Annotated in this window: 23 protein-coding genes, 1 pseudogene and 1 riboswitch; of the genes and pseudogenes, 14 read left to right on the top strand and 10 right to left on the bottom strand. The window is 69.3% G+C overall.

Annotated elements, in window-relative coordinates:
• The first annotated feature begins 47 nt into the window (after window positions 1–47).
• Window positions 48–209, top strand: coding sequence for a hypothetical protein (locus ACWD3C_RS17735; RefSeq protein ID WP_451144830.1), 162 nt, complete (start codon window positions 48–50; stop codon window positions 207–209).
• 250 nt (window positions 210–459) lie between these two features.
• Window positions 460–1530, top strand: coding sequence for a citrate/2-methylcitrate synthase (locus ACWD3C_RS17730; protein ID WP_451144844.1), 1071 nt, complete (start codon window positions 460–462; stop codon window positions 1528–1530).
• A gap of 54 nt (window positions 1531–1584) precedes the next feature.
• Here the strand turns inward: ACWD3C_RS17730 and ACWD3C_RS17725 are convergent, their stop codons facing one another.
• Complete coding sequence (locus ACWD3C_RS17725; RefSeq protein WP_451144828.1) at window positions 1585–1821, bottom strand: hypothetical protein; 237 nt, start codon at window positions 1819–1821, stop codon at window positions 1585–1587.
• Between the two features lie 248 nt (window positions 1822–2069).
• Complete coding sequence (locus ACWD3C_RS17720; protein WP_451144826.1) at window positions 2070–2591, bottom strand: DUF6082 family protein; 522 nt, start codon at window positions 2589–2591, stop codon at window positions 2070–2072.
• A gap of 476 nt (window positions 2592–3067) precedes the next feature.
• Here ACWD3C_RS17720 and ACWD3C_RS17715 point away from each other — a divergent pair, with 476 nt between their 5' ends.
• Window positions 3068–4144, top strand: coding sequence for a CobW family GTP-binding protein (locus tag ACWD3C_RS17715; RefSeq protein WP_451144842.1), 1077 nt, complete (start codon window positions 3068–3070; stop codon window positions 4142–4144).
• On the opposite strand, the gene ACWD3C_RS17710 is transcribed toward ACWD3C_RS17715, so the two are convergent.
• A complete protein-coding gene (locus tag ACWD3C_RS17710) occupies window positions 4141–6597 on the bottom strand; it encodes a DNA gyrase/topoisomerase IV subunit A (protein ID WP_451144824.1) in 2457 nt (818 codons plus the stop codon). The genes ACWD3C_RS17715 and ACWD3C_RS17710 overlap by 4 nt on opposite strands.
• A 419-nt stretch (window positions 6598–7016) precedes the next feature.
• Between ACWD3C_RS17710 and ACWD3C_RS17705 the strand changes: the two genes are divergently transcribed.
• The 4 genes from ACWD3C_RS17705 (at window position 7017) to ACWD3C_RS17690 (ending at window position 11829) form a co-directional block, all read left to right on the top strand.
• A complete protein-coding gene (locus tag ACWD3C_RS17705) occupies window positions 7017–8393 on the top strand; it encodes a M16 family metallopeptidase (protein ID WP_451144840.1) in 1377 nt (458 codons plus the stop codon).
• The gene (locus ACWD3C_RS17700) at window positions 8390–9778 is read left to right on the top strand and encodes a M16 family metallopeptidase (RefSeq protein WP_451144822.1); all 1389 of its coding nucleotides are present in this window, start codon (window positions 8390–8392) and stop codon (window positions 9776–9778) included. Before ACWD3C_RS17705 ends, ACWD3C_RS17700 begins: the two co-directional genes overlap by 4 nt.
• 193 nt (window positions 9779–9971) lie before the next feature.
• Window positions 9972–10137: riboswitch (cyclic di-AMP (ydaO/yuaA leader) on the top strand.
• Window positions 10138–10149: 12 nt separating this feature from the next.
• On the top strand, window positions 10150–10914 hold the full coding sequence (locus ACWD3C_RS17695; RefSeq protein WP_451144820.1) for a M23 family metallopeptidase: 765 nt from the start codon (window positions 10150–10152) through the stop codon (window positions 10912–10914).
• Window positions 10915–11124: 210 nt separating this feature from the next.
• Window positions 11125–11829, top strand: coding sequence for a GntR family transcriptional regulator (locus ACWD3C_RS17690; protein ID WP_451144818.1), 705 nt, complete (start codon window positions 11125–11127; stop codon window positions 11827–11829).
• 171 nt (window positions 11830–12000) lie between these two features.
• Here ACWD3C_RS17690 and ACWD3C_RS17685 read toward each other — a convergent pair whose 3' ends face one another.
• The gene (locus ACWD3C_RS17685; protein ID WP_451144816.1) at window positions 12001–12282 is read right to left on the bottom strand and encodes an HPr family phosphocarrier protein; all 282 of its coding nucleotides are present in this window, start codon (window positions 12280–12282) and stop codon (window positions 12001–12003) included.
• A gap of 152 nt (window positions 12283–12434) precedes the next feature.
• On the opposite strand from ACWD3C_RS17685, the gene ACWD3C_RS17680 reads away from it, so the two are divergent.
• From ACWD3C_RS17680 to ACWD3C_RS17655, 6 genes and pseudogenes are all read left to right on the top strand, one after another.
• Window positions 12435–15248: a bifunctional acetate--CoA ligase family protein/GNAT family N-acetyltransferase gene (locus tag ACWD3C_RS17680; RefSeq protein ID WP_451144814.1), complete on the top strand. Its 2814-nt coding sequence runs from the start codon at window positions 12435–12437 to the stop codon at window positions 15246–15248.
• Window positions 15249–15300: 52 nt separating this feature from the next.
• On the top strand, window positions 15301–15888 hold the full coding sequence (locus ACWD3C_RS17675) for a DUF5998 family protein (protein ID WP_451144812.1): 588 nt from the start codon (window positions 15301–15303) through the stop codon (window positions 15886–15888).
• Window positions 15888–17075: an alkaline phosphatase family protein gene (locus ACWD3C_RS17670; protein ID WP_451144810.1), complete on the top strand. Its 1188-nt coding sequence runs from the start codon at window positions 15888–15890 to the stop codon at window positions 17073–17075. Before ACWD3C_RS17675 ends, ACWD3C_RS17670 begins: the two co-directional genes overlap by 1 nt.
• A 62-nt stretch (window positions 17076–17137) precedes the next feature.
• Window positions 17138–17788: a thymidine kinase gene (locus ACWD3C_RS17665; RefSeq protein WP_399110414.1), complete on the top strand. Its 651-nt coding sequence runs from the start codon at window positions 17138–17140 to the stop codon at window positions 17786–17788.
• A gap of 734 nt (window positions 17789–18522) precedes the next feature.
• Window positions 18523–18858 (top strand): annotated as a pseudogene (locus tag ACWD3C_RS17660) (DUF6907 domain-containing protein); the annotation flags it as partial.
• A 76-nt stretch (window positions 18859–18934) separates the two neighbouring features.
• Entirely contained in the window at window positions 18935–19558 is a 624-nt protein-coding gene (locus tag ACWD3C_RS17655; RefSeq protein WP_451144808.1) for a DUF6907 domain-containing protein, read from the top strand.
• A 207-nt stretch (window positions 19559–19765) separates the two neighbouring features.
• On the opposite strand, the gene ACWD3C_RS17650 is transcribed toward ACWD3C_RS17655, so the two are convergent.
• From ACWD3C_RS17650 to ACWD3C_RS17640, 3 genes are read right to left on the bottom strand one after another with little or no spacing between them, the layout of a single operon-like run.
• On the bottom strand, window positions 19766–20473 hold the full coding sequence (locus ACWD3C_RS17650; protein ID WP_451144806.1) for a hypothetical protein: 708 nt from the start codon (window positions 20471–20473) through the stop codon (window positions 19766–19768).
• Window positions 20470–21837 carry a putative T7SS-secreted protein gene (locus ACWD3C_RS17645; RefSeq protein WP_451144804.1) on the bottom strand — a complete coding sequence of 456 codons (1368 nt, stop codon included), beginning with the start codon at window positions 21835–21837 and terminating at the stop codon, window positions 20470–20472. The genes ACWD3C_RS17650 and ACWD3C_RS17645 overlap by 4 nt, the downstream gene beginning before the upstream one ends.
• Window positions 21834–22145, bottom strand: coding sequence for a hypothetical protein (locus ACWD3C_RS17640; RefSeq protein WP_451144802.1), 312 nt, complete (start codon window positions 22143–22145; stop codon window positions 21834–21836). The genes ACWD3C_RS17645 and ACWD3C_RS17640 overlap by 4 nt, the downstream gene beginning before the upstream one ends.
• Before the next feature lie 261 nt (window positions 22146–22406).
• On the opposite strand from ACWD3C_RS17640, the gene ACWD3C_RS17635 reads away from it, so the two are divergent.
• Window positions 22407–23021, top strand: coding sequence for a hypothetical protein (locus ACWD3C_RS17635; protein ID WP_451144800.1), 615 nt, complete (start codon window positions 22407–22409; stop codon window positions 23019–23021).
• 94 nt (window positions 23022–23115) lie between these two features.
• Here the strand turns inward: ACWD3C_RS17635 and ACWD3C_RS17630 are convergent, their stop codons facing one another.
• From ACWD3C_RS17630 to ACWD3C_RS17620, 3 genes are all read right to left on the bottom strand, one after another.
• Window positions 23116–24180 carry a hypothetical protein gene (locus ACWD3C_RS17630; protein WP_451144798.1) on the bottom strand — a complete coding sequence of 355 codons (1065 nt, stop codon included), beginning with the start codon at window positions 24178–24180 and terminating at the stop codon, window positions 23116–23118.
• Entirely contained in the window at window positions 24168–24830 is a 663-nt protein-coding gene (locus ACWD3C_RS17625; RefSeq protein WP_451144796.1) for a hypothetical protein, read from the bottom strand. The genes ACWD3C_RS17630 and ACWD3C_RS17625 overlap by 13 nt, the downstream gene beginning before the upstream one ends.
• A gap of 358 nt (window positions 24831–25188) precedes the next feature.
• Window positions 25189–25350 (bottom strand): VOC family protein, encoded by a 162-nt coding sequence (locus ACWD3C_RS17620; protein WP_451144838.1) that lies wholly within the window; start codon window positions 25348–25350, stop codon window positions 25189–25191.

Here is a 25350-nt window from a genome sequence, read left to right as displayed (position 1 = left end):
CCCACCGCCCTGCGCATACCGCATACCTCCGGCATACCGCAACAATCATGAAACGTCAGATCCCCACCCGCCATAGCGAGTTCAACCTCAGCAACACCTCAGCCAACCGCGCGACTTCCTCCCGCAAGTCCTCCACCCGCACCCGGGCAGTTGCCTCCCGCTCCTCCAGCATTCCCAGCACCGACGCCACCGCGCACCCCTCGCCATGAAGCGGACACAAGACGTCGCGATGCCTCCCTCAACCCGAGCAAAACCATGCCTGACCAGCAGAAATCAAGGGATCACGTTCGGTTGAGATACGGCTTCTGAAGACAGCAGCGCGGTCCGGCGGGAGAACTGCGAGGCCTGCCCGGCGAATCATCGATTACTAAAGTAATCCGAAATAAAATTCGACCCCGAATCGACCCCAACCCCCGGCTGGATCTACATCACGGTCCTGACCTGCATGAATATCATTGAATCAGAGTCAAGGCCTACAACCGCCAGTACTCGGCCGTCGAACTCGCGCAGACCCGCGGCTTCGAGGACGTCTGGCACTTGATGGTCCACGGCGAGCTGCCCGACGCGGACCGCCGGGCCGCGTTCACCGCACGGATCGGACCCCTGCGACGGCTGCCCGACGACGTACGGTCCGCATTGCCTGCGGTGGCGGCGGCGAGCACGCGCTCCGGTCCGCTGTCCGGCCTCCGCACCGCCCTGTCACTGCTCGGCGCCTCGAAGGGCTTCAAGCCTGTGTACGACATCGATGCCGACCGGCGTCGCGCGGACACCTTGACAGTGGCGGCGGCCGTACCGACCCTGCTCACGGCGCTGTACCGGCTGGGGAGGGGCCTCGATCCGGTCGAGCCCCGCGACGACCTGCCCCATGCCGCCAACTACCTCTACATGTTGACAGGATCGGAGCCGGACCCGCTTCGGGCGAGGGCGATCGAGCAATACCTGATCTCAACCATTGACCACGGATTCAATGCGTCGACCTTCACGGCGCGGGTGATCGCATCGACGGGCGCGGACGTGGCGGCGTGTCTGGTCGGTGCCGTCGGAGCCCTGTCGGGCCCGCTGCACGGCGGTGCCCCGAGCCGCGCCCTGGACACCCTCGACGCGATCGGCACCCCTGACCGCATCGACCCCTGGATCCGTGAACGCGTCCTCTCGGGCGACCGCATCATGGGCTTCGGTCACCCCGTCTACCGCACCGAGGACCCCCGGTCCCGCATGCTCCGAGGCATCGCCCAGCAGTTCGGCGGCCCCCGGGCCGACTTCGCGGTCGAGGTCGAACGCCAGGTGGAGTCGATCCTCGCCGAGCTGAAGCCCGGCCGCGAACTCCACACGAACGTCGAGTTCTACGCGGGCGTCGTCATGGAACTGTGCGGGCTGCCCCGCGAGATGTTCACGCCGACCTTCGCCGCGGCCCGCGTGGTCGGCTGGAGCGCCAACATCCTGGAGCAGGCGGAGGATTCGAAGATCATTCGACCGGCGGCGCGGTATGTGGGGGCGCCTGCGCCGCAGACTCTTCCGGACGTCGCGTGACGGCCGGGCCCGACGCCGAGAGCGACGGCGTCGGGCCCTTGCCGGAGGCCGGGTTCAGGCGTCGGGGATGTCCGCTTTGGCGCGCACCAAGGTTTCGCGGCTGACGACGACGATGCGTTCGTAGTCAGCACGCGCTGCGTCGGGCGGCAGTTCACTGTCGAGAGCGGCTGTGGCCTCGGTGCCGATGACAGCGAAGTTTCCGTCGCTGAGTTCGAAGATGTCGGGGCAGGTCTGTCCCGAAGCGCTCCCGCGCTCCCGGGGTGAAGCGCCGACTCGACGCACGATCTTCAAGTCCGTTCCTAGTTCAGTCGAGGGACGGCCCGAGAGGGGCGCAGGACGCTGCGCGGGCTGATGACCTTTCTGTCGCGTCCCGTGACGCTCATGAGTGGGCCCACAGATGCTCATGAGGTGGGCCGTCCTTGTGGGGGTGCAGCCCTGCGCAAAACTGCCGCCTGCAAGATGTTTGCCGGACGAGGCTGCGCGCAGAGTATCGGGTCGGCAGCCCGGGCGCCTCATCCACGTGGAGGTTGCCCCGCGCGTCATTCGTCCGGCGGCTGCCCCACGACCCACCACTCCTCCAGGTCGCCGTCGTCCACGTCCAGGGCCAGGTTGTTCATCTCCTGGACCAGGGCCTCGGTCATTCGCCCCAACTCGGCCTCTTCGGACGCGGCGGGGAGACTCTCGCGGTGATGCCGGGTCGCGGCCCAGTATTCACGGAAGATCTTGTTGCGGCAGATCACCCGAAGGTGTCCGTGCAGTTCGACCAGACTCAGGGCGCCGATGCGATGGAAGTACAGCGCGTTGACGTAAAGGGCATTGGCGAAGAGGTACTGGCGCTGCTTCTCCGGCGGTATCTCGGCCTCGTACGTGTCGAGGACCGCCGCCAGCGCGGGGTCGTCCATCGCCTTGCACAGCAGGTCGAAGTGCAGACGGTGCTGCTCGGTGAGTACGGCGCGTTTGCGCTGACGCGAGCTCCGTTCCGCGACCGCGGTGACCGCGGCCGCGAGCCTGGCCCTGGTGGAGGAGCCAAACCTGCGAACCCCTGAGTTCTGTGTGGCCATGTCAACCCCCGAATCAGGCGACCGTCCGCCGGTCGTCGGATGTGGGTCGACTTGGAAGGGACCGGCGAGCGATGGGCGGTGCGCTTGCCGTCTCCCAGTGTTGCCGAGCGGCTCTGATCGGCTGGGAGGCGGAGAGGAGGCGCACGGAGGGAAGTGCGGGTCGCGTTTCCTGGCGCCATGCCCAACGTGTGCCCCGCGAGCGCCGCTAACAATCGTTCACTTCGCAGCGTTTCCGCCCGCTCGTATCCTGGGGCGGCATTCACAGGTCGTACGAGTTCCGCCCCCGTTCCGGGAGAGCCGGTCCATGAGCGGAGCCCGTACGGAAGCCGGTCGTGAGCCGGTGTACGCATTGGCGGGAGAGAGGGCGCACGTTGAGTCAGTCGAGCCGGTCGAGTCGGTCGGGCTGGTCGAGTCAGCCGCCGGGTTCGAGTCAGTCGTCGGCTTCGGGACAGTCGTCGGGTTCGGGGCCGCGGCAGATTCCGGTCGTCGCGCTCGCCGGGTTTCTGGGCTCAGGCAAGACCACTCTGCTCAATCACCTGCTGCACCGCAGCGGAGGCAGCCGGATCGGGGCCATCGTCAACGACTTCGGCGCCATCGAGATCGACGCGATGGCCGTCGCGGGCGCGCTCGGCGACTCCACGGTCTCCCTGGGCAACGGGTGCCTGTGCTGTGCCGTGGACGCGAGTGAGCTCGACCAGTACCTGGAGCGGCTCGCCCACCCCTCCGCCGGCATCGACGTGATCGTCATCGAGGCCAGCGGTCTCGCCGAGCCGCAGGAACTCGTGCGCATGGTGCTCGCCAGCGAGGATCCCCGGGTGGTGTACGGCGGGCTGGTGGAGGTCGTCGACGCCGCCGAGTTCGACGCGACCCGCGAGAAGCACCCGGAGCTCGACCGGCACCTCGCCCTCGCCGACCTGGTCGTCGTCAACAAGACCGACCGGGCCGCCGACGGCGAGCGAGTCCTCGGGCTCGTCCGCTCCCTCACCGACCGCGCCGCCGTCGTCCCCGCCGCCTACGGCCGTATCGACCCCGGGTTCCTCTTCGACTGCAGGCCGAGCGAGGAGCGGATCGGACAGCTCTCCTTCGACGACCTGCACGACCTCGACCACGCGCACGATCACGACCACGGGCACGAGGAGCACGACCACGCCGCTCACCTGCACTCGGCGTACGACAGCCTGTCCTTCACCTCGGAAGTGCCCTTGAACCCGCGCCGGTTGATGGAGTTCCTCGACAGCCGTCCCGAGGGGCTGTACCGCATCAAGGGGTACGTCGACTTCGGGCCCCATGACGTCCGCAACCGTTACGCCGTGCACGCCGTCGGGCGTTTCCTGCGCTTCTATCCCGAACCCTGGGCCCACGCCGGCGAACGCCTCACCCAGCTCGTCCTCATCGGCTCGGGCACCGACGCGACCGCCCTGGCCAAGGAACTGGAAGCGTGCAAGGACGACGCCCCACACGCCGATGAACACAGCATGTGGGGCGTCCTGCGCTACGTACCGGACCCTGAGGAACAGCCTGAGGAACAGGGGCCGCGGGAGCGGTCGGTCTAGACCGGGCCCGCTACCACCCACACCGTCTTCGCCAGCGAGACCCCCGATCCGTCACGGCGCGGGTCGGGCTCCGGCAGTTCGGCCGGGGTGCCGTTCTTCTGCGCGGCCCGCGCGGGTGCGGGGCCCGCCCAGGCCACGGAGAGACAGTCCTCGCCCTTGAGGAACCGCTGGCAGCGGACACCGCCCGTGGCGCGGCCCTTGCGCGGGTACTGGTCGAAGGGGGTCAGCTTGCCCGTGGTCTGCACGGAGTCGTCCAGGGTGCCGCGCGAGCCGGCCACCGTGAAGACCACCGCGTCGGCCGCCGGGTCCACCGCCGTGAAGGAGATCACCCTCGCGCCCTCGGTGAGCTTGATGCCCGCCACACCGCCCGCCGGACGGCCCTGCGGGCGGACCTGGGACGCCTGGTAGCGCAGCAACTGTGCGTCGTCCGTGATGAAGACCAGGTCCTCCTCGCCCGTGCGCAGTTCGGCCCCGCCGACGATCCGGTCGCCCTCCTTGAGGGTGATGACCTCCAACTCCTCCTTGTTCGAGGGGTAGTCCGGGACCACACGCTTGACCACGCCCTGCTCGGTGCCGAGCGCCAGCCCCGGCGAGGACTCGTCGAGCGTGGTCAGGCAGACCAACGTCTCGTCGTCCTCCAGAGAGACGAACTCCGACAGGGGCGCGCCGCCCGAGAGGTTCGGCGCGGCCAGTGTCTCCGGCAGCTGCGGGAGGTCGACCACGTTCAGGCGCAGCAGCCGGCCGGCGGACGTCACGGCGCCCACCTCGCCGCGGGTCGTCGCCGGGACGGCGGAGACGATCACGTCGTGCTTGGTGCGCTTTGCCCCGGCGTCCTCCGCGAAGGGCTCGCCGTTGGCCGTACGCGCCAGCAGGCCCGTCGAGGACAGCAGCACCCGGCACGGGTCGTCGGCCACCTGGAGCGGGACCGTGGGAGCGGGGGAGCCGGAGGACTGCAGAAGCACGGTGCGGCGGGGCGTGCCGAACTTCTTGGCCACCGCGGCCAGTTCGCCCGAGACCAGCTTGCGCAGTTCGGAGTCCGACTCCAGGATGCGGGTCAGTTCCTCGATCTCCGCGTTGAGCTTGTTCTTCTCCGACTCCAGCTCGATGCGGTCGAACTTGGTGAGGCGGCGCAGCGGCGTGTCCAGGATGTACTGCGTCTGGATCTCGGAGAGGGAGAAGCGCTCCATCAGGCGCTCCTTGGCCTGCGCCGAGTTGTCGCTGGAGCGGATGAGACGGATGACCTCGTCGATGTCCAGGAGGGCGACGAGGAGGCCCTCCACGAGGTGCAGCCGGTCGCGCTTCTTGCCGCGGCGGTACTCCGAGCGCCGCCGTACGACCTCGAAGCGGTGGTCGAGGTAGACCTCCAGGAGCTCCTTGAGGCCGAGGGTGAGCGGCTGGCCGTCCACCAGGGCCACGTTGTTGATGCCGAAGGACTCCTCCATCGGCGTCAGCTTGTAGAGCTGCTCCAGGACTGCCTCCGGCACGAAGCCGTTCTTGATCTCGATGACCAGACGCAGGCCGTGCTCGCGGTCGGTGAGGTCCTTGACGTCGGCGATGCCCTGGAGCTTCTTCGAGCCGACCAGGTCCTTGATCTTGGCGATCACCTTCTCCGGGCCGACGGTGAAGGGCAGCTCGGTGACGACCAGGCCCTTGCGGCGCGGCGTCACGCTCTCCACCGACACCGTCGCGCGGATCTTGAATGTGCCGCGGCCCGACTCGTACGCGTCCCTGATCCCGGTCAGGCCGACGATCCGGCCGCCCGTGGGGAGGTCGGGGCCGGGCACGTGCTTCATCAACGTGTCGAGATCGGCGTTCGGGTACCGGATCAGGTGCCGGGCCGCCGCGATGACCTCGCCGAGGTTGTGCGGCGGCATGTTGGTGGCCATGCCGACGGCGATGCCCGAGGCGCCGTTCACCAGCAGGTTCGGGAACGCGGCGGGCAGCGCGACCGGCTCCTGCTCCTGGCCGTCGTAGTTGGGCGCGAAGTCGACCGTGTCCTCGTCGATGGACTCCGTCATCAGGCCCGTGGCCTGGGCCATCCGGCACTCGGTGTACCGCATGGCGGCCGGCGGGTCGTCGTTGCCCAGCGAGCCGAAGTTCCCGTGGCCGTCGACCAGGGGCACGCGCATGGAGAAGGGCTGGGCCATGCGCACCAGGGCGTCGTAGATCGACGCGTCGCCGTGCGGGTGCAGCTTGCCCATGACCTCGCCGACGACGCGGGCGCACTTCACATAGCCGCGTTCGGGGCGCAGGCCCATCTCGTTCATCTGGTAGACGATCCGGCGGTGCACCGGCTTGAGGCCGTCGCGGGCGTCGGGCAGGGCTCGGGAGTAGATGACCGAGTACGCGTACTCCAGGAAGGAGCCCTGCATCTCGTCGACGACGTCGATGTCGAGGATCTTCTCCTCGTACGAGTCGTCGGGCGGCGGGGTCTTCGTGCTGCGGCGGGCCATCGCTGCCGGCTCCTCCTGTTTTCTGGTCGTTCGCCTGCGGGGCGCTCGGGTCGGTGTCGAGCCCCTTCGGCTCACTCTTGCTGAGGCGGGATTCGGATCTGACGCGGACCATTGTGGACTGCCGCACTGACAACGCGGACCAGGGCCCGGCGTCGGCCGCCCGGGCCGACGTTCCCGGGTGCCGTCCGGGTCCACCGGTGCCGCCCTGGTGGCACGGCCGCCGACGGGCCACGACGGCGCACGTCAACAGCGTGCCAGAGCTCCCGCACCACCGCTGTGCCCGTCACCCCGGTCTCGCTCTCGGCGTACGGTCACCGGGAACTTCGCCAGGCGTCCGCACGCTTGCATACAGTGGCAGGACCGGCAGGAATTCTGCACTTTCAACGAATGCTTCCGCGATCGAAGGGACGTACATGCCCATGGGTCACACGGCCACAGCCGAGGCAGGCTCCGGGGGCCTGACAGCGACCGAGCACCGCCTGGCCAACGGCCTTCGCGTGGTGCTCTCCGAGGATCACCTGACCCCGGTCGCGGCGGTGTGCCTCTGGTACGACGTCGGCTCCCGTCACGAGGTCAAGGACCGTACCGGCCTCGCCCACCTCTTCGAGCACCTCATGTTCCAGGGCTCGGCCCAGGTGAAGGGCAACGGCCACTTCGAGCTGGTGCAGGGAGCGGGCGGCTCGCTGAACGGCACCACCAGCTTCGAGCGCACCAACTACTTCGAGACCATGCCCACGCACCAGCTGGAGCTCGCCCTCTGGCTGGAGGCCGACCGCATGGGCTCCCTGCTCGCCGCGCTCGACGACGAGTCCATGGAGAACCAGCGGGACGTCGTCAAGAACGAGCGCCGCCAGCGCTACGACAACGTGCCCTACGGCACCGCTTTCGAGAAGCTGACCGCCCTCGCCTACCCGGCGGGCCACCCCTACCACCACACCCCGATCGGTTCGATGGCGGACCTGGACGCGGCCACCCTGGAGGACGCGCGCGCGTTCTTCCGTACTTACTACGCGCCCAACAACGCCGTACTCTCCGTGGTCGGTGACATCGACCCGGAGCAGACGCTCGCCTGGATCGAGAAGTACTTCGGGTCCATCCCGGGGCACGACGGCAAGCCCGCGCCGCGTGACGGGACGCTGCCCGAGATCATCGGCGAGCAGCTGCGCGAGGTCGTCGAGGAAGAGGTTCCCGCGCGCGCGTTGATGGCCGCCTACCGTCTCCCGCACGACGGCACGCGCGCGTGCGACGCGGCCGACCTCGCGCTGACGGTCCTCGGCGGCGGCGAGTCGTCCCGCCTCTACAACCGGCTCGTACGGCGCGACCGTACGGCCGTCGCCGCCGGATTCGGCCTGCTGCGCCTGGCCGGAGCGCCCTCCCTGGGGTGGCTCGACGTGAAGACCTCCGGCGACGTCGAAGTCCCCGTCATCGAGGCCGCCGTCGACGAGGAGCTCGCCCGGTTCGCAGAGGAGGGCCCCACGGCCGAGGAGATGGAGCGCGCCCAGGCCCAGCTGGAGCGCGAGTGGCTGGACCGCCTCGGCACGGTCGCGGGCCGCGCCGACGAACTGTGCCGCTTCGCCGTCCTGTTCGGCGACCCGCAGCTCGCCCTGACCGCCGTCCGGCGCGTGCTCGACATCACCGCCGAGGAGGTCCAGGAGGCCGCCAAGGCCCGCCTGCGGCCCGACAACCGTGCGGTGCTCGTGTACGAGCCGACCATGGCCGAGGGCGGGGACGCCGAGGCAGCCGATGACACCGCCGAAGCCGCGGTGACCGACGAGAACGAGGAGTCGGCGAAGTGATTGAGCTCGCGACCATGGAGTTCCACCCGCAGCCCCGGGCCGGTGAGGCCAGGCCCTGGGCGTTCCCGGCACCCGAGCGCGGCACGCTGGGCAACGGCCTGACAGTGCTGCGCTGCCACCGCCCCGGCCAGCAGGTCGTCGCCGTCGAGGTGCTCCTCGACGCGCCCCTGGACGCCGAGCCCGCGGGCCTCGACGGCGTCGCCACGATCATGGCCCGTGCCTTCTCCGAAGGCACCGACAAGCACTCCGCCGAGGAGTTCGCCGCCGAGCTGGAGCGCTGCGGCGCCACCCTCGACTCGCACGCCGACCACCCCGGCGTACGCCTGTCCCTCGAAGTGCCCGCGTCGCGGCTCCCGAAGGGGCTCGGTCTGCTCGCCGACGCTCTGAGGGCACCCGCGTTCGAGGACAGCGAGGTCGAACGCCTCGTACGGAACCGGCTGGACGAGATCCCGCACGAGACCGCCAACCCGGCCCGCCGTGCCGCCAAGGAGCTCTCCAGGCAGCTGTTCCCGGCGACCTCGCGCATGTCGCGCCCGCGCCAGGGCACCGAGGAGACGGTGTCGGCCATCGACTCGGCGGCCGTGCGCGCCTTCTACGAGAAGCACGTACGCCCCGCCACGGCCACCGCAGTCGTCGTCGGCGACCTCACCGGCACCGACCTCGACGCGCTGCTCGGCGACACCCTGGGCGCCTGGACCGGCTCCTCGGCCGACCCGCGTCCGGTGCCGCCGGTGGCCGCGGACGACACCGGGCGCGTCGTCGTCGTCGACCGCCCGGGCGCTGTCCAGACGCAGCTGCTGATCGGCCGCGTCGGCGCCGACCGGCACGACCGGGTGTGGCCCGCCCAGGTGCTCGGCACCTACTGCCTCGGCGGCACCCTCACCTCCCGCCTGGACCGCGTCCTGCGCGAGGAAAAGGGCTACACCTACGGTGTGCGGGCGTTCGGGCAGGTGCTGCGTTCCGCGCCCGGCGGCACGGGCGCCTCGATGCTCGCCATCAGCGGCTCCGTCGACACACCGAACACCGGCCCCGCGCTCGACGACCTGTGGACCGTGCTGCGCACCCTCGCGGCCGAGGGCCTGACGGACGCTGAGCGGGACATCGCCGTGCAGAACCTCGTCGGGGTCGCGCCCCTGAAGTACGAGACCGCGGCGGCCGTCGCGAGCACGCTCGCCGACCAGGTCGAGCAGTACCTGCCGGACGACTACCAGGCGACGCTGTATCAGCAGCTCGCCGCCACCGGCACCGTGGAGGCCACCGCGGCCGCCGTGAACGCCTTCCCGGTGGACCGTCTGGTGACCGTCCTCGTCGGCGACGCCGCGCAGATCGAGGAGCCCGTCAGGGCCCTCGGCATCGGCGAAGTGACCGTCGTTCCGGCCGAGTAGAGCCGAGGTCGCGACAGGGGCCCTGGTGACGAAAGAGTCACCAGGGCCCCTGTTTGTCCGTATTGATGGAGGAGATTGCCTGAATGACCTGTGGCATGCGCTACAAAACCCTTGATCCGTTTGTCGTTTGAAAGATGGTCCACTTAGCGTCGGTCCGGCTGTTCGTCAGGCAGTGCGCCGCGCCCGCGGCACCGGACAGTCATCGCCGAGTCCCCGTACGGCGCGAGCCAGGGGAGCCGGGGACCCAACCGCAGTCCCTGGGGTGAATCGGACGCCCTTCACGAAGTGAAGGGTCTCCGTAGGAGACCTTCCTGCTCCGAACCCGTCAGCTAACCCGGTAGGCGAGAGGGAGGGAAAGGATCAGCCACTTCATGGCGTTCACCCGCGCCACCGGGAAGCACCGCGGTCCCGGCCGTGTGAAGCGCACGACCACGAGGACCGTGGGCGTCGCCGCACTCACCAGCACCGGCGTTATCGGCACCCTGGCCGCCCCGGCGCTCGCCGCGGAGACCTCCGCCGAGCAGACCGGACTCACCCAGATCATCGGCATCGGGGACGTGGTCGCCGAGCAGATCGAGACCCAGGCCGCCGCCCAGCAGCAGGCCGCCGAGGAGGCCGCCGCTGCGAAGCGGGCCGAGGAACTCGCGAGGAAGCGGGCCGAGGAGAAGGCCAAGGAGGAGCGCGAGGCCAAGGAGCGCGCCGCCCGCGAGGCCGAGCGCCGGCGCCTCAACTCCTACGTCGCCCCGGTCAGCGGCTCGTACGTCTCCACCGGCTACATGGCCGGCGGCGCCGTCTGGTCCTCCGGCAGCCACACCGGCGTCGACTTCCACGCCGCCTCCGGCACCCCCGTCCAGGCGGTCGGCTCCGGCACCGTCGTCGAGGCGGGCTGGGCCGGCGCATACGGCTACCAGGTCGTGATCGAGATGAACGACGGCACGTACACCCAGTACGGCCACCTGTCGTCCATCGGCGTCGGAGTCGGCCAGGCGGTCACCCCGGGCCAGCAGATCGCCCTCTCCGGGGCGACCGGCAACGTCACCGGCGCGCACCTGCACTTCGAGGCCCGCACCACGCCAGAGTACGGCTCGGACATCGACCCCGTCGCGTACCTGCGCTCGCACGGCGTGAACGTCTGACGACCGGCGCGCCCGGTTCCGGCGACCGGCCCGGCGACTCGCGAAGCCCCGGCTCACCGAGCCGGGGCTTTCGCCGTCGCCGCGCACCTCTTGTCCAAAAAATATCCATGGATTCCGGCCCGCCATCGGAAATTCCGGCTCTCTGCAATAGAGTCACTCGAACACACGTCAATCATCGACGTTTCACGGGGATTAAGGCGGAGGTCGGTCATGCGTATTCCGGCGCACTCGGTATGCACGGCGATCCGTGATGACATCGTCGCGGGTGTCTACGAGCGCGGCAGCCGGCTCACCGAGGAACTGCTCGCGCGCCGCTACGGCGTCTCGCGCGTCCCCGTGCGCGAGGCCCTGCGCACGCTGGAGGCCGAGGGCTTCGTCGTCACCCGCAGGCACGCGGGCGCGTGCGTCGCGGAGCCCACCGAGCAGGAGGCCTCCGACCTGCTGGAGATGCGCATGCTGCTGGAGCCGCTCGGCGCCGTGCGCGCCGCCCAGCGTCGCACCGAGGCCCATCTCAAGGTGCTGCGCGGCCTGGTGAGGCTGGGTCAGGAGCGGGCCAGGCGGGGCAACAGCGAGGATCTGCGCTCCCTGGGCGGCTGGTTCCACGAGACGCTCGCCCAGGCCTCCGGCAGCCCCGCCCTGACCTCGACGCTCTCCCAGCTGCGGCACAAGATCGCCTGGATGTACGCCGTCGAGGCGCCCGCCAACCCCGTGGAGTCCTGGGCGGAGCACGGCGGGATCGTCGACGCCGTCGCGCGCGGCGACAGCGAGCGGGCCAGGGCGATCACGGCCCTGCACACCGAGCGCGCGACCGCCGCGCACCGGCTCCGCTTTCCTGCTGGGCCCGGCGGTCCGGATCGCGTCGAGCGCGTGAGGACTTCGCAACATCCCGTAAACATGACGAGCCTGCGGCATTAACACAGAAGCCGTATACAAAGAGGGTGTAATTCGCGGGGGATTATTTCTGCTGCCCGAGATACGGAAATGCGACAGAAATGTGAAGGGCCCGCCCGATAATTCGGACGAGCCCTTCGGTGTGTGCGTGACGCTTTTGACGTCACCCTGACCGCGGAACGGTCGGAGGGTTCCTCAGACGGTCTCGGGAAGTTCTTCGAGTCCCTCGGAAACCAGCTTCGCCAGACGGTCGAGCGCGGCGTCCGCGCCCTCGGCGTCGGAGGCGAGGACGATCTCCTGGCCACCCTGGGCGCCGAGGCCCAGGACCGCCAGCATGGAGGCCGCGTTGACGGGGTTGCCGTCGGCCTTGGCGATCGTCACGGGGATGCCGGAGGCCGTGGCGGCCCGGACGAAGATGGAGGCGGGGCGGGCGTGGAGACCCTCGGCCCAGCCGACGTTGACGCGGCGCTCAGCCATGTGATGCTGCCCTTCGGTGTTCAGGTTGTCTAGACCAGTTTCCCATATCGTGAAGCGTCGCCGGGTCGGGCCCACGGCCTGACCGCGCCCCGGCTTGCGTTCCCCAAGACTGCCTCGCGCCGCTGTCGTACGCGAGCCTTACGCTGGGGCCCATGCAGACCTCGTCGGACCGGCACGAGTACCCCGCCCACTGGGAGGCCGACGTGGTGCTGCGTGACGGCGGCACCGCACGCATCCGGCCCATCACCGTCGATGACGCCGAGCGCCTCGTCAGCTTCTACGAGCAGGTCTCGGACGAGTCGAAGTACTACCGCTTCTTCGCGCCCTACCCTCGCCTGTCCGCCAAGGACGTCCACCGCTTCACGCACCACGACTTTGTGGACCGGGTGGGACTCGCGGCCACGGTCGGCGGCGAGTTCATCGCAACCGTACGCTATGACCGGATTGACTCCGACGGCATGCCCGCCTCCGCGCCGGCCGACGAGGCCGAGGTCGCCTTCCTCGTCCAGGACGCCCACCAGGGCCGTGGTGTCGCCTCCGCCCTCCTGGAACACATCGCGGCCGTCGCCCGCGAGCGCGGCATCCGCCGCTTCGCCGCCGAGGTGCTGCCCGCCAACGCCAAGATGATCAAGGTGTTCACGGACGCGGGGTACCAGCAGAAGCGCAGCTTCGAGGACGGTGTCGTACGCCTGGAGTTCGGCCTGGAGCCCACCGACCGCTCGCTCGCAGTGCAGCGCGCGCGTGAGCAACGCGCCGAGGCGCGGTCCGTGCAGCGGCTCCTCGCGCCCGGCTCGGTCGCCGTCATCGGCGCGGGGCGTATGCCCGGGGGCGTCGGCCGCAGCGTGCTCGGCAACCTCAAGGACGCCGGCTTCACCGGTCGGCTGTACGCCGTGAACAGGGCCGTTCAGGAGAAGGAACTCGACGGCGTCCCGGCGTACCGCTCCATCGGCGAGATCGGCGAGCCCGTGGACCTCGCGGTCGTCGCCGTACCGGCCGCGCACGTCCCCGAGGTCGTCACCGAGTGCGGTGAGCACGGCGTCCAGGGGCTCGTGGTCGTCTCCGCCGGGTACGCCGAGAGCGGCCCCGAGGGCCTGGAGCGCCAGCGTGAACTCGTGCGCCACGCGCGCACGTACGGCATGCGCATCATCGGCCCCAACGCCTTCGGGATCATCAACGCGTCCCCCGGCGTACGGCTCAACGCCTCGCTCGCCCCCGAGATGCCGCGCCCCGGCCGCATCGGCCTGTTCGCCCAGTCCGGCGCCATCGGCATCGCCCTGCTGTCCCGGCTGCACCGGCGCGGGGGAGGGGTCACCGGGGTCACCGGCGTGTCGACGTTCGTGTCGTCCGGCAACCGGGCGGACGTGTCCGGGAACGACGTCCTGCAGTACTGGTACGAGGACCAGGACACCGACGTCGTCCTGATGTACCTCGAATCCATCGGCAACCCGCGCAAGTTCACCCGCCTCGCCCGGCGCACGGCCGCGGTGAAGCCCCTGGTCGTGGTCCAGGGGGCGCGGCACGGGGGAGTGGCCCCCCAGGGGCACGCCGTACGGGCCACGCGGCTGCCGCACGCCACCGTCTCCGCGCTGCTGCGGCAGGCCGGGGTGATCCGGGTGGACACGATCACCGAACTGGTGGACGCGGGGCTGCTCCTGGCCCGCCAGCCCCTGCCCGCGGGCCCGCGCGTGGCGATCCTCGGGAACTCGGAGTCACTGGGGCTGCTGACGTACGACGCGTGTCTCTCCGAAGGGCTGCGCCCGCTGCCGCCGCTGGACCTGACCACGGGGGCCTCGGCGGAGGACTTCCACGCGGCGCTCGCGCGGGCGCTGGCGGACGACGGGTGCGACGCGGTGGTGGTGACCGCCATTCCGGCCGTGGGGGAGACGTCCACCGCCGACGAGGCCCTCGCCGAGGCGCTCCGCTCGGCCGCCGCCGCGGCCCCCGCCAAGCCGGTCCTCGTGGTCCACGTCGAGCTGGGCGGACTCGCCGAGGCGCTCTCCAAGGCCACCAGCACCGCACCCCACGCCGTACCGCCCGTCCCCGACGAACGGCCGGCACCCGCGCGCGTGGAGGACGTCCCGGCCCCGGAGGACGCCCGCCTCATCCCCGCCTACCCCGCCGCCGAGCGAGCCGTCCGCGCCCTCGCCGAAGCCGTGAAGTACGCCCAGTGGCGCGAGGAGTCCGCGGACCCGGGGAAGATGGCTGTGTACCCCGAGTATGAGGACATCGACGAGAAGGGCGCCGCCGCGCAGATCGACGGCCTCCTCGCGCGCGGGGAGGGGCTCACGCTCGGCACGGACGAGACGTGCGGGCTGCTCGCCCGGTACGGCATCCACGTACGCAAGGCCCTGCCCGCACCGACCCCCGACGACGCCGTCGACGCCGCCCGCGCCATCGGCTACCCCGTGGCCCTCAAGACCACCGCCCCGCACCTGCGGCACCGCGCCGACCTGGGCGGAGTACGGCTGGACCTGGCGGACGAGGAACAACTGCGGCGGGCGTACGCGGAGTTGACCGAGCTGTTCGGCACGCCCGAGGAGCTGCGGCCGGTCGTGCAGGCGATGGCCCCGCGCGGCGTCGACACCGTCGTACGGACCGTGATCGACCCGGCGGCTGGAGCGGTGCTCTCGTTCGGGCTCGCCGGGGCCGCGTCGCAGTTGCTCGGGGACACCGCGCACCGACTGATTCCGGCCACCGGCCGGGACGCGGCCTCCCTGGTCCGGTCGATCCGGACGGCACCGCTCCTCTTCGGCTGGAGGGGGTCGGCGCCGGTCGACACGGACGCCCTCGAAGAGCTGCTCCTGCGCGTGTCCCGACTGGTCGACGACCACCCGGAGGTCGTCGCGGTCTCCCTGGAGCCGGTCGTCGTCGCCCCGCGCGGGCTGAGCGTTCTCGGCGCCACCGTGCGCCTCGCGCGCCCGCCCGCCCGCGACGACCTCGGTCCCAGGACGCTTCCGGTGTACTGAGACCGTCCCGAGCGGTGCCTCGCAGTCAGTGCGCCCCCGTAGGATGGACGTCATGGCCAAGACCAGTACGACGACCCAGGGGCTGCGCACGGCGATCGAGCGCAGCGGCTATTACCCGACCCTCGTGGCCGAGGCGGTGGAGGCCGCTGTCGGCGGCGAGGCCATCCGGTCGTACCTGGTCCATCAGGAGACGACGTTCGACGCCAACGAGGTGCGGCGGCACGTCACCGTGCTCGTCCTCACGCACAACCGCTTCATCGTGAGCCACACCGACGAGCAGGCCGCGGACGGCACGTCCCCGACGCCGTACGCCACGACGTCCACCGAATCGGTGAAGCTCGGCCGGATCTCGTCGGTCGTCGTCAGCCGGGTCGTCGCCAATCCGGAGTCGTACACGCCGGGCACCCTGCCCCGCGAGGTCGTCCTGACCATCGGCTGGGGCGCCGTCTCCCGCATCGACCTGGAGCCCGCCGCCTGCGGCGACCCCAACTGCGAGGCGGATCACGGCTACACGGGCAATTCGACGGCGGACGACCTCAGCCTGCGCGTCAGCGAGGCCGGTGACGGTCCGGAGACCGTGCGCCAGGCGCTCGCCTTCGCGCAGTCCCTCTCCGAGGCGACCGCGGGCCTCGACCGCTGATGGCGCTGCCCACCTGGGACCACCCGGAACCCCTCGCCATCGGCTCCGCGCCCGTCCCCGAGTACGGCACCGGCTCCCTCGCCGACCTGCTGCCCACCCTCGCGGCGGGCATGGGGGTGCCCGGTGCGACGGTCGCGATACCGGAGCTGGCCGCGGCCGATCGCAACTGTGTGTTCCTGATCGACGGGCTGGGCTGGGAGCAGCTGAGGGCGCATCCGGACGAGGCCCCGTTCATGACCACGCTGCTCGACAGCTCGCGCGGCGGCACCGGCCGCCCCCTCACCGCGGGCTACCCGGCGACCACCGCGACCTCGCTGGCCTCCGTCGGCACGGGCCTGCCGCCGGGCGCACACGGGCTGCCCGGCTACACGGTCCGCAACCCCGACACGGACGAGCTGATGAACCAGCTCCGCTGGCAGCCGTGGACCGCGCCGCGCACGTGGCAGCCGTACCCCACGATCTTCCAGCTGGCGCACGAGGCGGGCGTGCACGCGGCGCAGGTCTCCTCCCCGGCCTTCGAGACCACCCCGCTGACCAAGGTCGCGCTGAGCGGCGGCACCTTCCACGGGCGCCTCTCCGGCGAGGACCGCATGGACCTCGCGGCCGAGCAGCTGGCCGCCGGTGACCGCTCATTGGTCTACACGTACTACTCCGAGGTGGACGGCAAGGGACACCGCTTCGGCGTCGACTCGGACGCGTGGCGCGGACAGCTCATGTACGTCGACCGCCTCGTCCAACGCCTCGCGGAGCAACTCCCGCCGCGTACCGCCCTGTACGTCACCGCCGACCACGGCATGATCGACATCCCGTTCGACGAGCAGCACCGCATCGACTTCGACGCGGACTGGGAACTGCGCGCCGGGGTCGCCCTCCTGGGCGGCGAGGGGCGAGCCCGTCACGTCTACGCGCTGCCGGGCGCCGAGAACGACGTGCTGACCTGCTGGCGCGAGGTGCTCGGCGAGCAGTTCTGGGTGGCCTCCCGGGACGAGGCGATTGCGGCGGGCTGGTTCGGCCCGGCAGTCGACGAACGTGTGTACGCCCGTATCGGAGACGTGGTCGCCGCCGCCCGCGACGACGTCGTGATCATCGCGTCCGAACGGGAGCCGAAGGAGTCCGCGATGGTCGGCAACCACGGCTCGATGACGCCGGTGGAACAGCTGGTCCCGCTCCTGGAAGTACGCACCTGACGCGGACGCGTCGCCCCGCGTTCCTCCTGCCCTCAGCACGCCCGAAAGGTCCTCAACCTCCCATGCCCGAGCTGGTGTTCTTCTCCGGAACGATGGACTGCGGGAAGTCAACTTTGGCGCTACAAATCGAACATAATCGAACGGCGCGTGGTCTGCAGGGACTGATCTTCACGCGTGACGACCGTGCGGGTGAGGGCAAGCTGTCGTCGCGTCTGGGGCTGGTGACCGACGCGGTGGAGGCCGGGCCGGGGCTGGATCTGTACGGGTATGTGGTGGAGCAGCTGTCTCGGGGTGGCCGGGTCGACTACGTGATCGTGGACGAGGCCCAGTTCCTGCTGTCCGGGCAGATCGACCAACTGGCCCGGATCGTGGACGACTTGGAGCTGGACGTCTTCGCGTTCGGTATCACCACTGACTTCCGGACGAGGCTTTTCCCTGGCTCCCAGCGTCTGATCGAACTTGCCGATCGCCTGGAGACTTTGCAGGTCGAGGCGATGTGCTGGTGCGGTGCCCGGGCCACGCACAATGCACGCACCGTGGGTGGGGAGATGGTCGTCGAGGGGGAGCAGGTCGTCGTGGGCGACGTGGCTCAGTCGGCGGCGGAGGTCGGGTACGAGGTGCTCTGTCGACGTCATCACCGCCGGCGGATGACGAGCGCCACGGCGCGGGCAGCGGCGCTGTCGCCGGACGTGCTGCCGGTCACCGCCACTTGACCTCTGGCCGACGAGAGGCGCGTTGACTTGCTTGTCGGGCGCGCTGGCCATGAGGGAGCGGGAGGCTCTGGGCCGTGGGTTCGGGAGAGTGGCCTTGGCCGCAGGTTCGAGTCCTCGGCAGGAGCCACAAAACATGGCTGGTCACGCCCAGGGCGCTGACCTGCGCATTTGTGCCACCGTGGCGGTTGAGGGGCGGAGCCGGTTGGTGCCGACAGCTCCGAACGCGAACGAGTGATCGGGGTGCGCGCAGTCCGGAGCGGTTCCACGCAGGGGCGAGCCGTCGGCGTGGGGCCAGGCACATGGGAACGGGGACGATGGTCTCCGGGATTACGGACCACCGTCGCCTCCCTTACCTATGAAGCGGCTCTGTTGGATCAGACCGTGGGCGTGACTGTCGCTGTACGTTCCGGGCTGCTTCCGTCTTGTCCTTACGCACCACGACCTCACATACCGCGCGCTCGCGCGTGCGTTGCCACGTGTCGGTGGCCGTCTGTCGGCGTGGCCCGAGCTGACGCTTCCGGATCCATGACCACTGGCGGGCGCGGCCTGCGTGACGCGCGTGGGGCCGGGAAGAACTGATCTGGTCCGAGACGAACCCGTACACGAGCTTCCGTTGGTCCTCAGTCTGATGGACCGAGCCGTAGGGCAAAGCCGATACCCACGATATGGGCGAGTGCTTCTCTCCGTCCGGTCAAGCTGCGGAGTAAGCGAAACCGCCTATCGGAGGAGGAACCATGACCGACAATGTCACGCTGGTCGTCACGGACGGTGCGACGAAACCCGCTCGGTCCTCGTCGTGTCCGCCGTGGTGCCTGGGGGAGACGTACCGGGGCGTCCATGACCTGCATGAGGGTGTACGAGTGGAGTGGCACGGCCCCGCACACCAAGGAGGGAACGGTGATCCGGCGCTGTCTGCGTCGATCGCTCTGCTGACCGAAGCCGAGGCAGACGGGCAGCAGCCCGAGATCTGGTTCGGGACCGGAGGCAGGTGGTGCGAGCTGGACCTGTCACAGCTGAACGCCGTCGTCGAGGAGATTGACGACTACGCCGTCGCCCTGCGCGCTCTGCACTACCGCTATGCCGCGGTTCTCGCCGATACGGACCTGGCGGGCAGGCCCTGGGAGGGGGGCGGAACCGGACCGCCCCGTGGAGATCACCGCTCTCTGCCCGGCGTGGTGTGCCGAACGTGGCCAGGAGCACGACTCCGACGCGCTGGCGGACCGTTTCCACGGCGGGGAGGTGCACACCGTGGGGCTGAGTCTTCATCGCCCGGATGCCGGGGCCGACGGAACGGTCTTGCCGGACGAGGTCCGGGTGAGCCTCGAACAGGTGGCGTACCGCCACTTGCCGGCGGTGGTCCTGGACATCGGTGGCAGGCCAAACGCTTTCGCTCGGCTCTCCCTTGCCGAGGCGCGGCACCTCAGGAGCGTTCTCGGCGAGCTGATCGCCGTGGCGGAGGAGTGCGCGACCCCTGATGCCTTGCCCCCGCTCGACACGGTCGTCGCGGACATGCGGGCAAAGGTCGTCGAGGACCCGCGCCTCGATCCGCGCTCCAGCGGATACGCCCTCGGAGACAGTGCCCCGGAGGGCAGGACCTGGGTCTGCGTGCCCGCGGGGCTTTCTGACGAGCTGAAGGAGGAAACCGTTCGGAACCTGCTGGCCTGTGCCTTCGAACGGCACGGTAGGGCGTTGTGGGAGGGCGATGTCTCCCCGCGTGTGGTCGGTGACAGAGCTGCCCTGGCCGAGGCATCTCTGCGGGCCGCCGCCTGAGCGGCCGAGCGGCCCAGCTCCGCCGTTTTCGCCCTGGTGGTCAGTTCGCGGGGCCCGCCGGGAGGGTGCCCCTCCTGGAGTTGCTTGCGTCCCTGCCGGTATGGGGTACCGGGTGTCCGGTACCTCATACCGATCACTATCGCGCGCCCGGGTCAGGACCGCAGTGTCCAAGGGTCTACGGTCACCGATGAGTTGACGGTCAGGGTCTCACTGTTCGTTCGGCACGTCGAGCGAGAAGGTGCGGGCAATGTGGGCGAGACGCGCGCTGTATGCATCCAGGTGGTAGATCGTCGGGGTGGAGATGGTCACGTAGGCGCAGTACTCGCGTGGGGTGGGAATGACCATCTGCAGTGACCCGATGGCGAGCACCGGAGGTGGCACCTCGCTGTTGCCTGCGGGAAGCGTCATGGAACGCATCGAGACAGAGGTGACAGCCGGTCCGCACGGCAGCCGCGTCGCAAGCAGGAGGTCCTGCGTCCCCCTGGTTCCTTTGCCCAGTTCGTGATCCACGTCCTCGGTCGCCGTGTCGTGAGCGAAGTACTGCTGCTCCTTGGCACGGAAGATGCCCTCGGCCGCCAGCAGAGGGCTGTCGTGCCCGGTGTGCTGGACGGACACGACGAGGAATCCCATCGAGAGGGATCCGGCGTCGGTCCCCACGCACAGCCCGGTCTCGACGGTGTTGATCCCTGCCATCATGGGAAGCACGGCACGCATCTGCTCTGCGGTGATGACGCGCGCGGGTTCCTCGCTTCCGGGCATGAGTTCTTCCAGCGCACGTGTCCATCCTCGGTCGTCGGATGGGTCCGGCAGCTCGACGAACGCGTGGGGGACCTCGTATGTGAAGGCGTACCTGAAGTGCTTTCCGGCCTCTGCGTCGTCCTGGACTCCCCGGGACACTCGGGTGTTCGCGTTCACGCGACTGCTCCCGCGCCACCGGTCGGCCTGAGGCCGTTGAGGAAGCTGTCTCCCGCGGAGTTCAGCATCACCTGGGGTTCAACCTCCCGGGGAGGGGTCACCAGGTCGGTGTCGTCGTAGTTGTCGTTGTACTTGTCGGGCTTGTCCATGAAGTCCAGGATCGGCCCGAGGATCGGAAGGTCCTGTTTATCCGGGCTGTCGCCGAACCAGCGCTCGATGTTGGACCCGCCGGCCAGAATCAGCCCGGAACCGGTGCCGAGTTTGTCGACGACTTCTCCGATCCCTACCGCCACGCGCCCGCCGCCGCTCATCGCGAAGCCCTCAAGCGACCGCAGCGCGCCCGAGGGCGCAGATAGAGGGTAGATCCACGATTGTGGGTTCCTCAGACTGGCACCGGCGAAGCGGCTCAGCAGTCCTTCCGCCGCCCTGAGTTCGCGGCCGGCGGTAACCAGGCCGCGTCCCGCTCGGGCCAGATTCGCCCCCAGCATGCCGGTGCCGCCGGCGAACAGTCCGGCAGCGTCCCAGGCCAGTGTCTCCCAGGTGACGTCCGCACCCATCTTCATGGCTATGCCGTGGGCTGCCAGCGCGCCGGCCGCGACGATGACTCCCGCGAGAGCCAGCCAGCCCAGTCCGCCCGTGAAGATGGTGATCAAACAAATGACTCCGATCACCATCGCGATGTCCGCGAGCACGTCCCCCAGCGCCTTCCACCAGTTGGGGTCCGTGACGCAGTCCCAGGCGCCTTCGAGGATGTCGTTGGCCATGCCCACGAGTTCGTCGAAGAAGCCGGGTTCGGGTGGGGCGTGGTCGGTGGCCTTCTTGAGCTGTGAAGCAGCGTGGGTGGCCGCGGCGTTGAACTCGTCGTTCAGCGTGTGGGCGCGCCTGCGGATATCTGCCAGCTCGTCGTCGGCCGAGTCGCAGGCGCTCTGTTTCGCCTTCTTGTCCTTGTTGTGCTCCTCCAGTTCCTTGGCGGACATCGAAGTCGTGTCGCTGGGGAGCCCGTCAAGGGCACTCTTCGTACTGTTGACCTTCTTGACCGCCGCGGCGGCCTCTTCCTCAAGGCGTCGAGCGCGTGCCTGGAAGCGGTTCACCTCGCTGTGCCATGTGTCGAGTGCGCGTCCCGCCTCACCCATGGCCGACAGGGCCTTCTTGAGGTAGGGCGGCACCTCGCTGAATGTGTCGGTGAACGCGTTGGCGGCCTTTCCGACCCACAGCCCGTCGTCTGTGCCGATCTTGTCCAGTTCCGTCTTCGTGGTGTCGCCGTCGCGACTGACTCCGCCGACGGTGCGAGCCAGTTCGCGAATGGTCTCCAGGTCGCCGGGGGCGGGGTCGAACCCAAGATGCGGGTAGTCGTGATTGCTCACTTGCCCTTCGTCCCCTTCTCGCCGGCCTTCCTCAGTTCGTCGCGCAGCTTCTGGTCCAGCTCGTCGAACGTGTCCGCGGCGTGCTTGGCGAACTTCGAGACTCCCTTGGTCATCTTGGACAGCTGGCCGAAGCCGTAGTCCCAGGAATCTGCGAAGTCGTCACAGGCGGTTTGCAGTTCGCTGTGCCCGATCTGGGTGGCGTCGGCTGCCGACATCTTCTTGGACGCGCTCTTCATGTGACCGCCGCCGGTCTCGAGTTTCCTCGACATCTCCCTGACCTCGGCGCCCGCGAATCTCAAGAACGACACCGCCTCATGCCCCTTCATTCTTCGCCCCGTTGGTTCATCCGATGCTGAGGGGCTGCCGCGTCGGACGGTATCTGTGATGAGATCACGGATGCCGGGATGATGGGCAGGTACTCGACAAGTGCCCCGCCTCCTGGCGTTGCGAGTGCGATCGGTCGGCTCGTATCCGAGCACCCTATGATGTCGGGACGCAGACAGCGGAGCGGGTCGGCCGTGGCAGTGCGCTGCCGGAAGTGAGTCCGCGCCGGGCCAAGGGGAGGCGAAATGGGCGTCGAGCGGCACATCAGGGCCCTGCTCCGGGAAGACGAGCGCGGCGCTGAGACCTTCACGTTCCAGAGCCCTTGGAACTCCAAGCGGAAGTTCGCGGCGTACGCCTACATTGCCGAGCAGTACGGTTACCTGTACGCCGGTCTCGAACCCACCTTGTCGGGCAGTGCCCGTCCCGTGTTCCTCTTCCGCAGGGATTCCAGCCCGGAAGCGCGTGAGCGCGCCGCGGCAACCCGGGCACAGTACCCCTCGGCTCCGCGCGGCGGGCCCACACCCGGCATGAAGCCCGTGGCGAGCGGGCTGCGGCCGCTCCCGGAAACCCGGCCCGCCGTCGATCTTCTCCGCGCGCGCATTGAGGTCGACCTCAGCGGTGACGTCCAGAGGAAGCGCACGCTGCCTTTCCTCTTCATCGCGCCGATCCTCATAGTCATTGCCCTTGCCAAGGTCGGTTTCACCGCGAAGAGCATGACGGTTGGAGCCTGTGTATGGCTGGCAGTCTTCGGCCTGTACTTCCTGGGCATGCGGATGGCCCGCCGAAGGTACACCAAGTACTCGCAGATCCTGGAGGCCGCCGGCCGGGGAATGCCGGAGGACAACTCCCCACAGCACTGACCCATCGCCTGTCGTCCTGCTCGACGTGGCCCACTCCACCTGCCGCCGGGAGACGGAGTGAACCGCATCGCCGAGTCCGTCGCCCCTGGCCACGCTATCGGTTGACGGCCTGGATCTCCTGGACCACGACGTCCTGATCAGCCCCGAACGTACCGTCGGGAAGACGGTCACCCGCACCGGTCGTGCTGGTCCAGCTGATCTCCCAGGTGACAGTCGCCTGGAGCTTGTACGAGCCGCCGCCGGAGGACCGCAGGTACTTCATCCCGCACGGCGGGGTCTCGTCGGCCTTGCCCTTGGCATAGGGCTCGCCGATCGATCCGTCCGCGCCGACTACGCACTCGCCGGAGGCGGGGTACGTGGCCGCGTCATCGGTGCCCGGGGCGATCTTCAGCGAGACGGGCTCGGCGGTGGTCGTCGCGCTGATACCGAGCAGCGGGACGGACGCGGTGACGGAGACCGGCTTGAACTCGGCCGTGTCCAGCCACGTCCAGGTCGGCAGGTTCACCTTTGTGGTGTTCGCCGGGGCGAGTTCGACCTTCGTGGAGGGCACCCGGATCTCGGCGTAGGCCAGTTGGGCGAGCATTTCGGGCGTGATCGCCTGCGGAACATCAGCCGGCGGCGCGTCACCCTCGTCGACCCAGAAGGGCAGCTCGTTGCAGTCCCGCGCCGCCGGGTCCGACTCCCGTCCCTCGGTGGTGTACGCGTCCCACCAGTAGCCCTCGCCCTCCCTGTCCTTGTTGAAGTCCGTGTACGGCTCGCCGTTGACGAAGTGGTTCTGGGTCTTCAGGGACCACTCGGGGCTGGGCGCGCTGCTCTCCCACACCTGCCGCATCTGCGCCTCAATCTCCTGAGGGTTGTATTTCGGCGCGTAGTAGCAAGCGGGCGGAGTCCAGGATGTCGTCGACGCGACAGCGCCGGTAGACGTGCCGCCGCCGTTCTTCGAGCGGTCGTAGACGATCACACCGCTGACCCCCGAGGTGAGAGTGTCACCGTCGCGCCCGCCCGAGGTGTCGGTGTCCGTGCTGGTACCGCCGCCGAGCTCCCCGCCGTTCCCGGAGCCGGTCCGGTCTGCTACAGCAACGGGCGGCAGGGACAACAGCAGCACACCCGCAGTTGCCCCGACCGCCGCGTACCTCAGAGACTGCTTCACGGCTGGCATGCTGCGGCTCCTCGTGCCGAAGAGATCTTGGTGATCTCCCAGACGCCGTCCTTGTTCAGGCTGACCTGCCCGGTGTAGGCGACGTAGCTGTTCTTGGACGCCTTGGTTTCCTTGACTTCGCCGGTCTTGATGACCTTGTCGTAGCCCTTGGTCTCGTCCGCGCAGTAGCCGATCGCCGCGGAGTCCTTGGAGTTCACCTTCACGTTCCGGTCGTAGTAGCGCACGGTGCCTGTGATGGTCAGACCGGCGTCCGTGTACCCCTTGACCCACTCGTACGCAGCCGCGGCTGCTTCGCCTTCGGTGTAGAACTCCAGGGCGGGAAGTCGCGGATTCTGGGCGACGATCGCCGCATCGAGTGCGCGGACGAATTCCGTGTTGTCCTGCAGGATTGCGTCCTTGACGGGGTCACCGGTCTCTTCCGGCGTGAAGACACTCTTGACGTCCGGCTGCAGTTCGATCGTCGGGCGCTCGACGGAGTCCGATGCGCTGGCGCTCGGCGAAGCTGAGGCCGACGAGTCAGCTCCTGTGTCGGCCCCTACGATCTTGTCGTCGCCCTTGGCACTGTCATCGCCGCTCCCGCAGGCGGACAGCGACAGGGCCGCGACAGCGGCCAGCGCGGCGGCTGCGAGCGGGGTGGGACGGCGGTTCACGGATGACTCCCGGTGGGGCGAGGATTCTCACGAGTGCGCCAACGCTATCCACGGGATCTGAGCGACACCAGTTGCGTTTACGTCAAGCCTGCCCCTGCAACCAGGCAAATCCTGACAGAAGCCGTCACGGGCAAGAGGGCTCCTCGGTCACTGTTTTGTAACGCAATGCAAGCTGTGAACATAGTCGCCCCGACCGAATACGAGCTCCAGGAGCCCCGGATGGAGAGCATCCCGTATCCCAACAACAGCAGGTACGTTCTCGGGGACGAGCGCGAGCGATACGCGAAGATTGCCTTTGCGCCGCGATGGATACCGCGTGGACAAGGCGGGCGGGCCCCGCCCGGAGGTCCGCCGATGCTCAGCGAGGGGTGTGCACGAGGGCGAACATTGCCCCCTCCGCGTCCGCCACCACGGCTACCTGGCCGTGGGTTGTGTCGTGGGTGGGCTCGCGGACCTGCCCGCCGAGTTCGACAACCCAGTCGGCAGCCTCGGCGGTGTCGGTGACCTCGAAGTAGGTGAT

Source organism: Streptomyces sp. NPDC002845 (genome assembly GCF_053591955.1).
Note: the sequence above shows the minus strand (reverse complement) of the source record. Positions and strands in the feature narration are given on the sequence as shown.

What these genes read in the sequence shown, in the direction of transcription:
- ACWD3C_RS17735 (WP_451144830.1), top strand. Translation starts at nt 48, where the DNA reads ATGAAACGTCAGATCCCCACCCGCCATAGCGAGTTCAACCTCAGCAAC.
- ACWD3C_RS17720 (WP_451144826.1), bottom strand. Translation starts at nt 2,591, where the DNA reads ATGGCCACACAGAACTCAGGGGTTCGCAGGTTTGGCTCCTCCACCAGG.
- ACWD3C_RS17710 (WP_451144824.1), bottom strand. Translation starts at nt 6,597, where the DNA reads ATGGCCCGCCGCAGCACGAAGACCCCGCCGCCCGACGACTCGTACGAG.
- ACWD3C_RS17705 (WP_451144840.1), top strand. Translation starts at nt 7,017, where the DNA reads ATGGGTCACACGGCCACAGCCGAGGCAGGCTCCGGGGGCCTGACAGCG.
- ACWD3C_RS17695 (WP_451144820.1), top strand. Translation starts at nt 10,150, where the DNA reads ATGGCGTTCACCCGCGCCACCGGGAAGCACCGCGGTCCCGGCCGTGTG.
- ACWD3C_RS17690 (WP_451144818.1), top strand. Translation starts at nt 11,125, where the DNA reads ATGCGTATTCCGGCGCACTCGGTATGCACGGCGATCCGTGATGACATC.
- ACWD3C_RS17685 (WP_451144816.1), bottom strand. Translation starts at nt 12,282, where the DNA reads ATGGCTGAGCGCCGCGTCAACGTCGGCTGGGCCGAGGGTCTCCACGCC.
- ACWD3C_RS17680 (WP_451144814.1), top strand. Translation starts at nt 12,435, where the DNA reads ATGCAGACCTCGTCGGACCGGCACGAGTACCCCGCCCACTGGGAGGCC.
- ACWD3C_RS17675 (WP_451144812.1), top strand. Translation starts at nt 15,301, where the DNA reads ATGGCCAAGACCAGTACGACGACCCAGGGGCTGCGCACGGCGATCGAG.
- ACWD3C_RS17670 (WP_451144810.1), top strand. Translation starts at nt 15,888, where the DNA reads ATGGCGCTGCCCACCTGGGACCACCCGGAACCCCTCGCCATCGGCTCC.
- ACWD3C_RS17665 (WP_399110414.1), top strand. Translation starts at nt 17,138, where the DNA reads ATGCCCGAGCTGGTGTTCTTCTCCGGAACGATGGACTGCGGGAAGTCA.
- ACWD3C_RS17635 (WP_451144800.1), top strand. Translation starts at nt 22,407, where the DNA reads ATGGGCGTCGAGCGGCACATCAGGGCCCTGCTCCGGGAAGACGAGCGC.
- ACWD3C_RS17630 (WP_451144798.1), bottom strand. Translation starts at nt 24,180, where the DNA reads ATGCCAGCCGTGAAGCAGTCTCTGAGGTACGCGGCGGTCGGGGCAACT.